Annotated in this window: 8 protein-coding genes, 1 tRNA gene, 3 pseudogenes and 1 other annotated feature; of the genes and pseudogenes, 5 read left to right on the top strand and 7 right to left on the bottom strand. The window is 46.3% G+C overall.

Features of this window, described 5'->3' with window-relative positions:
• Nucleotides 1-120: 120 nt before the first annotated feature.
• Nucleotides 121-203: a sequence feature (AL1L pseudoknot), on the bottom strand.
• Nucleotides 135-470: pseudogene (locus BM331_RS11705) on the bottom strand (transposase); the annotation flags it as partial. Its footprint overlaps the feature before it by 69 nt.
• Before the next feature lie 51 nt (nucleotides 471-521).
• On the opposite strand from BM331_RS11705, the pseudogene BM331_RS11490 reads away from it, so the two are divergent.
• Nucleotides 522-1666: pseudogene (locus BM331_RS11490) on the top strand (nitric oxide reductase activation protein NorD); the annotation flags it as partial.
• Between the two features lie 543 nt (nucleotides 1667-2209).
• On the opposite strand, the gene BM331_RS10940 reads toward BM331_RS11490, so the two are convergent.
• The 4 genes from BM331_RS10940 to ispB all read right to left on the bottom strand — a co-directional run bounded on the left by BM331_RS10940 (nucleotide 2210) and on the right by ispB (nucleotide 5686).
• Entirely contained in the window at nucleotides 2210-3520 is a 1311-nt protein-coding gene (locus tag BM331_RS10940; protein WP_256214902.1) for a surface carbohydrate biosynthesis protein, read from the bottom strand.
• Nucleotides 3521-3752: 232 nt separating this feature from the next.
• A complete protein-coding gene (locus tag BM331_RS10935) occupies nucleotides 3753-4172 on the bottom strand; it encodes a hypothetical protein (RefSeq protein ID WP_074929500.1) in 420 nt (139 codons plus the stop codon).
• Nucleotides 4173-4551: 379 nt separating this feature from the next.
• Nucleotides 4552-4628: transfer RNA gene (locus tag BM331_RS10930), tRNA-Pro, on the bottom strand.
• An 89-nt stretch (nucleotides 4629-4717) separates the two neighbouring features.
• On the bottom strand, nucleotides 4718-5686 hold the full coding sequence (gene ispB / locus BM331_RS10925; RefSeq protein WP_074929499.1) for an octaprenyl diphosphate synthase: 969 nt from the start codon (nucleotides 5684-5686) through the stop codon (nucleotides 4718-4720).
• Between the two features lie 183 nt (nucleotides 5687-5869).
• On the opposite strand from ispB, the gene hemA reads away from it, so the two are divergent.
• From hemA to grxD, 4 genes are all read left to right on the top strand, one after another.
• A complete protein-coding gene (hemA, locus tag BM331_RS10920) occupies nucleotides 5870-7123 on the top strand; it encodes a glutamyl-tRNA reductase (protein WP_074929498.1) in 1254 nt (417 codons plus the stop codon).
• Nucleotides 7120-8199, top strand: a complete 1080-nt coding sequence (gene prfA, locus BM331_RS10915) for a peptide chain release factor 1 (RefSeq protein WP_074929497.1) — start codon at nucleotides 7120-7122, stop codon at nucleotides 8197-8199. The genes hemA and prfA overlap by 4 nt, the downstream gene beginning before the upstream one ends.
• Nucleotides 8196-9077, top strand: coding sequence for a peptide chain release factor N(5)-glutamine methyltransferase (prmC, locus tag BM331_RS10910; RefSeq protein ID WP_074929496.1), 882 nt, complete (start codon nucleotides 8196-8198; stop codon nucleotides 9075-9077). Before prfA ends, prmC begins: the two co-directional genes overlap by 4 nt.
• Before the next feature lie 154 nt (nucleotides 9078-9231).
• On the top strand, nucleotides 9232-9540 hold the full coding sequence (gene grxD / locus BM331_RS10905; protein ID WP_011633918.1) for a Grx4 family monothiol glutaredoxin: 309 nt from the start codon (nucleotides 9232-9234) through the stop codon (nucleotides 9538-9540).
• A 20-nt stretch (nucleotides 9541-9560) separates the two neighbouring features.
• Here the strand turns inward: grxD and BM331_RS10900 are convergent, their stop codons facing one another.
• Together BM331_RS10900 and BM331_RS11700 are read right to left on the bottom strand one after the other, a co-directional pair.
• The gene (locus tag BM331_RS10900; protein ID WP_074929505.1) at nucleotides 9561-9980 is read right to left on the bottom strand and encodes a YqaA family protein; all 420 of its coding nucleotides are present in this window, start codon (nucleotides 9978-9980) and stop codon (nucleotides 9561-9563) included.
• Nucleotides 9981-10004: 24 nt separating this feature from the next.
• Nucleotides 10005-10240: pseudogene (locus tag BM331_RS11700) on the bottom strand (IS1595 family transposase); the annotation flags it as partial.
• Between the last annotated feature and the right edge of the window lie 93 nt (nucleotides 10241-10333).

Genomic DNA, 10333 nt, shown 5'->3' with positions numbered 1-10333 from the left:
AGGTTTGGTTAGGATGCAGCGCCTAGGTGTCGTCGCGCCGCACAGCCGCATTACTGGAGCAAACATGGAAAAGATTATCTATCCCGGATTAAGCCGGGATTCGCATGGCATCACTCAGATCGGCCGCATCGTGCTCGATGCTGATCAATGTAGGCGTTTATTTCTTCAGTTCGCAGTCGAGCGCCGCCTGAGCGAAAAAAGCACTGACTGTCTTTAGAATCTCGTTGGCACGGCGCAGCTCCTTGATCTCACGCTCCATGGCTTTGATGCGTTCACGTTCACCGGTTGTTACACCGTCGCGCCACATCACTACGCTTGACCCAATCTAGCAATGTAGATGGCACACAGCCAATCCTGGGTGGAATCGATTCAACCGCTGCCTACAGTGAGGAATATTCCTGACGATGCTCCTGCACCAACCGGACTGCCCGTTCTTTTACTTCCAGGGAAAGCTGATTTTGTTTATTCATGGCTCTATTTTCTCAAAGGTTAGAGCCTCCTCAAAACTAGGGGTGATTCAGGATGATAACCAGATATGCCAATATATTGGTGTAGCTTGCTCATGAAATCATGGCCAAGAAGATACCGTTCAATCAGAACGGATGTGATGATAACCACTACTTCTGAGAGTTTGAGGAGTTTGATTTAAGCGCTCTCGATTGCTGCCGGATGTGGCACGCCGAAGCAGGTTTGCAGACGAGTCAGTTTGATGGAATTTATTAATGAAACAGAATGCGAATTTGCTGGCGATGATGCCAACGAAGTATGGATATTGGATTCTGAACTTTTTCCATATGAAGATAACGGCATTTCCTATAACACCATGTGGGATAAGGAACAGATTGCTTCGCCTCATTATTATTCCGAGTGGGATTACAAGATTCAGTTGGAATGACCTGAATGGTCAACGATTCAGGAAAAACGTCCAAAGCCAGGAGATATTCAGGTTATTGACGACATTGCTACTCAGTATAAAAAGGAAATTCATCGCATGAAATTCTTGCTTGATGCGATGCAGCCTCAAGGTGTACAACGTATTCGCAAGCCGGAGGATGAGGATGAAATCGATATTAATGCAGCGATTTCTTCGTTCACCGATATACGTATGGGGCAGCATCCAGATCCGCGCGTCATGATGCGTGCCGTGCGTAAAGTGCGTGATATATCAGTATTAGTATTGCTGGATTTGTCGGAATCCACTAACAACAAGGTGAATGGTCATGAATATTCCGTACTGGATTTGACCGGACAGGCAACTGTGCTATTGGCAGATGCCATTAACCGGGTGGGGATCCTTTCGCAATCCATGGTTTTTGTTCGGATTGCCGGCATGACCGGCCAGCTATCTACCCGTATGGGAGCGGCTATACGCCACGCGAGCCATTTCTTGAAAATGCAGCACTCTGCCAAGAAGTTACTGCTCGTTATTGCTAATGGTGAACCGGCGGACGTCGATGTGCGTGACCCGCAATATCTGCGGTTCGATACCAAAAAGGCAGTAGAGGAAGCAGGGCGTTCTGGGATATTAACCTTTTGCGTGAGCTTTGATTCGTATGCTGATCAATATGTATCCAGAATATTTGGGATGTGCAACTACATGGTGGTGGATCATGTTATGCGGTTGCCGGAGAGACTGCCTATGTTGTATGCGGGATTGACTCGTTAATCTGATTGAGGATGGCTTATGAGTGAGAAACGTTACTCGGGGGTAGATCAGATGCAGATGGAGGATTGACTCCTTTGGGGCGTATTGTAATTGATGCGTGGATTTTTGGTATATTGCCCGAGAATGAGATCTGCACGGGATGGGATATGTCTCGGATGCAGGTTCTTTATGAAGAAGTTTACGCTGCATGGGAGCCTTACTCACATCTTCCCAGCCTTTTGCTGCCAGAATTACAGCAGCGACATTCTGTTTTGTATGAACAGAGAATAACTATCGTAAGGAATAATGGATGGGATACAGATCTTAGTGATGAATCTTGACTGAGTTGTTGGGTGTGCTCTGTTGCGGAGGAGGGGCTTGTATTGATGCTCTTCTGGAACCAGGTTCTTTTAACTCGTGATGTTCACTGAAAATTTTCGGGAATGTACTGTTGTTTTTATCTCTTTGTAGCTATCAAGCACTAATTTTGAACAAATACCGTGAGTGTTGTTTAACTTTAATCGTTTGAAAACGATTTAGTAAATGGCCAAATTGTGCAATTTTTTATTCGATTTGGGCAACTGAAATCTCGGGGAAACGATGGTTGTGATAAGAAAGTCGATTTGGCCCTGGGCGGCGCATATATAACTGGGTTAATGTTGTTTTCAGGTTGGCAAGTGCCCATCCCGCTATGTATTTTGCAGTAGAACTTGCTGCTAGCTGAGATTGGCCATAGCCACTGTCCTCCAGTACATCCACGATACGCTCGCATGCCAGGCGATCTTGTTGTGCTGCCAAATAGTAATCAATAAGTTTCTTACGTTCTTCTCCATCTGCAACACCCAATTCACCACGTAAAATCCGGGATAAGGTTTCTTCAAGTTCGCCGAAGTTAAACGACTGATAACTAAGTTTGGTAGGCAGCCCCTGGAAGTCATAGTCGTAGTACTCATTGAAAGAAGCCAGATGAGAAATGGCAGGTACGCCCAGGGCATAAGCTTCCAGTCCGGTTGTACAGCCATTGTGTATCATTGTTTTCGAAGCCAGAAGCCATGGAATAACATTACCTTCATTCGCAACCTTTACCTGGTGACATTGGGCAGCAATATCGTGATAAACCTGTAAATTTTCACTTGGGTGAGGGCGGACAACAATAGTTACGTCAGGAAAAGCGCGTTCCAATGCCGGGATAAGCTGCTTGAAACTCTCCAGTATGGCTTTCTTGTGGTGCCACAACCCTTCGGCGAATTCGTCGCTTAAACCGATCCCACCCTGTCCGCGCCGGGATGTTTTTTCTCCATTTTTACCCGAGATGAACATGCCGATACTGGGGATAAAAGGGTTTACGCTGGAAAAATTGGTATTAATCAGGATAAAGTCGCCATAAGTCTCACGCAGGCGCTCCACATCTGCAGCAAAGTAGGCGCGTATTTCTGGTCGCAGGATGTCGCCGCGTGGATTCCCAGTTACGTGAATGGGCAGATTTTCTGGGAGTTGTGGGTATTGCTGGATCAAGTCAAAATTTTCCTGGCCCCAGGCAAAGAAATGAGAAACATTTTTCATCGTAACGGGAGATAACCGTAGCGAGAAATAGGTATCTGCCGGAGGATGAACCAGTGCTTCCTCTTCCCAGGCAATAATTTCGTGGCCAAGCATGCGAAGGATCCGGAACATGGAATTGCTCAACCTGCGCATACTTTTTGCAAGATATATGCCGCGTGGCAGCGAAGCAACTTCAAAATGAATGTAGGCACGAGAACCGATAACAACCGGGAATCCGCGTTCGGCAGCCACGCAAGATAACAGGAGTTTTGCATCCAGTTCACGAACCTGGTTCTCAACAGGGATGATCAGTGTTGACGCAGCAGCAGTCATGTTCTGAAGTTTCTATTAAAACTGTTATTTAATTGTCATACATTGGTCGCGCGCTCCAATATCTTGATGCTATCTGCCTTTTGTTCAAGCACATGCCTGGGCTGATGCAGTAACTGCTGCGACATATAGTAAAATACGCAACAGACAAGTTGTGATTTTACATCCTTGATGGCATAGATATACGTACTTCAGGAAGACTTTCTCACTACAAATATATTCCCTGCTTCTATCACTACGAGTTATCTGCAGAAGCTTTAGATCGGAACCTGATTACTTTTGCCGGGTTGTGAGGGGTTTGTTTTGCCATCATTGCATACAAAGCAAGTGGAAATTCTCTTTGCAGACGGCGCATAACTGCTGTTTGATCTTCCTGATAATAAACTGCTTCATATTCAATGGGTTGATCAAGTGACTCACGTTCATGCGAATGGAAATTTTGCCAAGCAATATCTACCCAGCATTTGCGTTGACCATCAACAAATACAAATTCTTCACGATCGATGATAGCCAGATATTGCATACTTCGGATGGGTATGAAAAGACTTTTTGCTCCACAGCGAGCAAATAACTGGATCGCCAAGTTATAGGTGGTTGCTGGTAACGTCCTTTTTTCCCGTTTGATTTCAGGATCGCGATAACAAGTAATTTCCATTTCCAATATCCTCAATTAAATAGTTTAACAATCGTCACCCAATTAATTTAGATAGTGACAATTCTTCAGCGGATATCGTGGAATTCCTGAATATGCCGGGCAAAAATGGCCTTTACCTTCGATGGATCACTAGCGGATATCCGCGCTTACTTTCCGAGTTTTAACCTTTTGTCCGTTTATTTTGCAGAAGATAGTCAGGTGGGAGATTCTTCTACTAAAACCTCGATAGTCAATACCTTTAATTGTTTCCAGAACTTCAAAAAATTGTATCGCGATTTCAGATTGTTTTGGCGGAGACTTGTTTTGGAAGGAATCATTTAAACACGAGCGCCAAACCTTATAATAAGCTGTGATTTCCAGGCCGAGTTACCAGCTTATTTGGTCGGGGTGAGAGGATTTGAACCTCCGGCTCCTGCGTCCCGAACGCAGTACTCTACCAGGCTGAGCTACACCCCGAATGAAACAGTTTATCGAAAAACAGTACCGGTAAGGAAATATTCAGGATTTCCAATGATAATTGCCGAAGCTGGCAATGTCGGTAGATATTAATAATTTCTCGAAACAGCAAACTCTGCCAATTCTAGCAAACATTGTTTATAGATAGAATCACGGAGCGTAGAGATTACGGAAGTGGCCATGTTGGCTTCTTTCTGCGCGCATTGCTTTGCATAATCCAGCGCACCAGTTTTCTGGATGATTTCTAGTACTGATCCAAACCCGTCTTTTCCACCGGATTCAATGGCGTGACGGACCGTATCTGCCTGGTCGGGCGTGCCAGCCCGCATGGCGAAGATTAGTGGCAGAGTTGGCTTTCCTTCTGCCAGATCATCACCCAGATTTTTACCGGTGTCATGATCATTACCCGAATAATCCAGCAAATCATCTACCAGCTGGAATGCTGTGCCCAAATGCATGCCATAAGCAGCTAGTGCTTCTTCTTCAGACGGAGTGGCTCCACCCAGTATCGCCCCCAGCCGGCCAGCTGCTTCAAAAAGCTTGGCGGTTTTGAAACGGATAACCCGTAAATAGTCTTCCTCTTCAACGTCTGGATCACGGCAGTTAAGTAATTGCAGTACTTCGCCCTCGGCGATGGTATTGGTTGCGTCGGCCAGCACTTTCATAACCCGCATGTTATCGACTTCCACCATCATCTGGAAAGCGCGCGAGTACAGAAAATCACCTACCAAAACACTGGCAGCGTTGCCAAATAAAGCATTGGCTGTGGCTTGATTACGGCGCAGCCGGGATTCATCCACTACATCATCATGTAATAGTGTTGCGGTATGGATGAATTCGACGACAGCAGCGAGATTATAGTGATGCGTACCCTTGTAGTCGAATAACCCTGTGGCAAGGATGACTAATGCTGGTCGTAACCTTTTTCCGCCGCTATGGATGATGTATTCGCTGACCTGTCGGACAAGAACAACTTGAGAATGAAGCTTTTGCTGGATAACGTTATCCACTTCGCCCATATCCTTGGCGATAACGTTTCTGATTGACTCGATTGACACAATGACTCCCTGAAGAAACCGCTATGGTAGAAATGTCTCTGCCCGGGTGTCAAGGATTCCCGCAGGCAAAACAGCCGAGATACATATTGTGCGGCGTATAGCCATGGAACTTCCATTGATTGAGGCGGTATAACTTCCGTTATAATTAGCCAATTTTGAATTGGCGTCATCAGGATATTTTTCATGCAACTTTTTGCCTTTGGTGTTAACCATCATACTGCACCTTTAGATATACGCGAACATGTGGCTTTTACGGAAGAGTCGATGCAACATGCGCTTCATGATCTGGTGGGTCACCAGCTGGTTAAAGAGGCGGCTATAATCTCAACGTGTAATCGTACTGAAATATATTGTAATACCGATACACCCGATAAAGCTGTCGGGTGGCTGGCTGATTTTCATCATCTCCGCTCTGGAGACCTTGAGCCCTACCTTTACAAATTATTGCGGGAGCAGGCTGTAAAGCATGCATTTCGTGTTGCCAGCGGACTGGATTCCATGGTGCTGGGTGAAGCACAGATACTGGGGCAGATGAAGAATGCAGTGAAATCAGCTGAACAAGCGGGGACGCTGGGATTACTATTACATAAAATGTTTCAGCACACATTTTTTGTAGCAAAAGAAGTGCGCACCTCTACAGAAATAGGCACTTGTTCGGTTTCAATGGCAGCAGCAGCAGCACGTCTTGCCGAAAGAATTTTTGGTAACATCAGTGAGCAAAAAGTGTTGTTTATCGGCGCGGGCGAAATGATTGAGCTGTGCGCTGCCCATTTTGTTGCCAGACACCCCATGCATATAACGGTTGCAAATCGTACTGTAGAGCGGGCGGAAGCACTGTCGCGACGTTTTAACGCGCACCCCATCTCTCTGGGTGAATTACCGGATCAACTGGCATTGCATGATATTGTTGTCACTTCGACTGCAAGCCCGTTACCGATACTTGGCAAAGGGATGCTGGAACGAGCCGTCAAGTTGCGCAAACATCGCCCGATTTTTATTGTTGATCTGGCTGTGCCACGAGATGTTGAGCCAGAAGTAGCCGAGCTGGACGATGTATTTCTATATTACGTAGACGATTTGGCTGATATTGTCAGGGAAGGACTGGATAGTCGTCAGGGTGCGGTCACTCAGGCAGAAACAATTATCGATTCAAATGTCATGGATTTTATGCACTGGGTCGCCACGCGGCAGGCCGTTCCGACTATTCGCGCACTACGCGATCAGGCCGAGAAATTTCGTCAGCATGAGCTGAGTCGCGCTCATAAATTACTGGCCAAGGGAGAAAATCCTGCAGAAGTACTGGAATCACTCAGCAGCGGATTAACCAACAAATTTCTTCATTTTCCTTCTTCTGTTCTCAACCAGGCAACCAATGATGAGCGTGAACAACTTGTTGAGTTTGTCAATCGGCTGTATCAGTTGCGTCATCCACAATGAATAAGGGAATTGTGGATCAGCTTACCCGGCTGAGTATACGACTGGAGGAACTGGACAAGCTATTGAGCAATGAAAAGATCACGACTGATCTGGATAATTATCGGAAACTTTCTCGTGAACGATCTGAAATTGAGCCGGTAACCAGGCTTTATCACACTTACCAGCAGGTTGAGCGAGATTTGGCTACCGCCATGGAAATGAGTGTGGATCCACAATTCCGGGATTTTGCTGAAGTCGAGATTGATGCGGACAAGCAGAAGCTGGCAAATATTGAAACCGAGATACTCAGGCAGCTGTTGCCCAAGGATCCAAATGATGAGCGCAACATTTTCCTGGAAATACGGGCGGGTACGGGAGGGGATGAATCTGCTCTGTTTTCAGGCGATTTGTTTCGCATGTATAGCCGGTATGCGGAGCGTGAGGGATGGCAAGTGGAAATTGTTTCCCAGAATCCTTCTGAAGTGGGCGGATACAAGGAAATTATTGCCCGGATTATTGGCCACGGCGCCTATTCCAGGCTTAAATTTGAATCGGGTGCGCATCGGGTGCAACGTGTTCCAGTGACTGAGACGCAAGGGCGTGTACATACTTCAACCTGTACTGTTGCCGTGCTTCCGGAAGCAGATGAAATTTCCGGCGTAACCCTGAATCCGGCTGATTTAAGAATCGATACCTTTCGCGCTTCTGGAGCGGGTGGGCAGCATATTAACAAGACAGATTCAGCTGTACGGATTACCCATTTGCCGACAGGAATTGTGGCTGAGTGCCAGGAAGGGCGTTCCCAGCATAAGAATAAGGCACAGGCTATGAGCGTGCTGATTGCTCGTATTCTCGACAAGCAGGTGCGTGCGCAACAGGCTGAACAGGCAGCTACCCGGAAATCACTGGTTGGCAGCGGTGAGCGTTCAGAGCGGATCCGGACCTATAATTTCCCGCAGGGGAGAATTACTGATCACAGAATCAACCTTACACTCTATAAAATAGAACAGATTGTGGACGGCGACCTGGATGAATTATGTTCTGCTTTGGCTGCCGAACATCAAGCTGCACAGCTGGCTTCCATGATCGAAAGATGACAGGGAACACGCCTGTTTCGGCACAACAGGAGGGCGTGAGCACGCCCGTTACAATCGGCGAACTTTTGCAGAGTGCTGCAAGTGTTATAGATCGGGTCGATGCACGCTGGCTGCTGCAAAGTGTACTGAACGTGAATGCAGCTTTTCTGATTACACATGCAGAACTATTGCTAAGTATGGAACAGATCGTATATTTCCAGCAGCTGCTTGCGAGACGCGTTACAGGGGAACCGGTTGCATATTTGACGGGAGAAAGAGGGTTTTACGATCTGGTTTTTGAAGTGACTCCAGCAGTTCTGATCCCTCGCCCTGAGACAGAATTGCTGGTGGAAATGGCATTGTCTAAAATTCCACTAGATCGGCGCTGTAACATTCTTGATTTGGGAACCGGAAGCGGGGTTGTTGCCATTACAATCGCCAAACATCGTCCTGATGCTTATGTGACAGCAGTTGATCTTTCTCCTCTGGCACTGGCTGTGGCGCGCAGAAATGCTAGAAGATATTCCATGGAAAATGTAGTATTTATTGAAGCTGACTGGTTTTCGTGTTTTGTCAGAGAAAAGTTTGATGTGATCGTGGCTAATCCGCCTTATATAGTTGAGGGGGATCCGCATCTTGAAGCTGATGGCTTGCGTTTTGAACCCTCTGTCGCACTGGTGGCTCAGAATAACGGTCTGGATTGTATTTGTAGAATAATTGCTCAGACTCCAGATTATCTGGAGCAATCCGGGTGGTTAATGCTTGAACATGGATACGATCAGGCTGATACTTGTCGCAGATTGTTGGATAAAACTGGCTTTTTCCATATATTCACCAAATCAGATCTTGCTGGGATAGACAGGGTAACGGGGGGGCAGTATGGATTGGTTCCGGCATAGAAGTTTATATCGCCATCTGGAAATTATTCTGGGTATAAAGATTCAAACAGCATGAGTGGTATTAGCCAAGGTTTAGTATAAATTTGTCCCAGTTGAAATGTCTGTTATTCAGGAAACAAGTAGCTGCTTTATAAATTTAAAGAGGAAATTAAATATGGATATCGCTGATTCTATTGAGCAACAAGTATCAACGCACCCGGTAGTTTTGTATATGAAAGGTACTCCGCAGCAGCCACAGTGCGGTTTTTCCGCTAATGCTGTACAAATATTGAGTGCTTGTGGCGTTGAAGATTTTTTTGCTGTAAATGTATTGGCTGATCCGGAAATACGACAAGGTATCAAGGATTATTCCAGCTGGCCCACCATCCCTCAGTTGTACGTCAACGGGGAGTTTGTTGGTGGATCGGATATCATGGCTGAAATGTTTCAGAATGGTGAACTGAAAAAACTGCTGGAAAAGTAAATTCGCTTGCTTGTGAATTCCTAACTGATTGCTGCGGCGATTACCCAGTAGCGTGCAAATTTTCCGATAGCAATAAAAAATGCTGCGGAGACCCAGTTGATCCGCAGCCATCCAGCAGCCACACATAATATGTCGCCGATGAGTGGCAACCAGGACAGGAATAGTATGGGTGCCCCACGGCGACGTGTCCACTTCAGTCCATGAACATGGCGGCCAAGTTTTTCTGACAAAGCCTGTTCATCGGGCAGAAAACGACCAATCACGTAAGAACTCAATCCTCCTAATGTATTTCCCAGCGTGGCAACATTCAGCGCTGGCCAAAACAGATCCGGGTAGGCGATCAATACCCCGACAAGCACTGCTTCGGATCCTCCTGGTAATAACGTTGCGGCAAGAAAACTGCTGGTAAAAAGTGCTAATAGGCTCGCGCTTTCATTCATATAAACGGTAGTGTGGTTTTTTGTAATTGCCTTCAGCGTAAATTCTGAGATTGGTGTAATCCTCACGCGCAAAGGGTGATCATCCTCAGTCAGAGACACAGCAGCAACAATGGGCACTTTGTTCTGTGAACCTCTACTCGCTTTTCCTCCTGTACGCTCTCCACCAAGATAAGCATCATTGACCTGGATGCCATCAAGGACATAGCGTTCCTCACATCGCCTGCATCAGTTTGTGGTGTATTACACCATGCCGTAGGATAACCTGAGTTCGGGATAAGGAAAGAGGAGGTGAGCGCCTGCCTTTTTGCGTAAGATTATGTTTCCACAAACAAATCAATCGCATCCGGGAGACG

Source organism: Nitrosomonas eutropha, assembly GCF_900116685.1.
Lineage (GTDB): Bacteria > Pseudomonadota > Gammaproteobacteria > Burkholderiales > Nitrosomonadaceae > Nitrosomonas > Nitrosomonas eutropha_A.
Note: the sequence above shows the minus strand (reverse complement) of the source record. Positions and strands in the feature narration are given on the sequence as shown.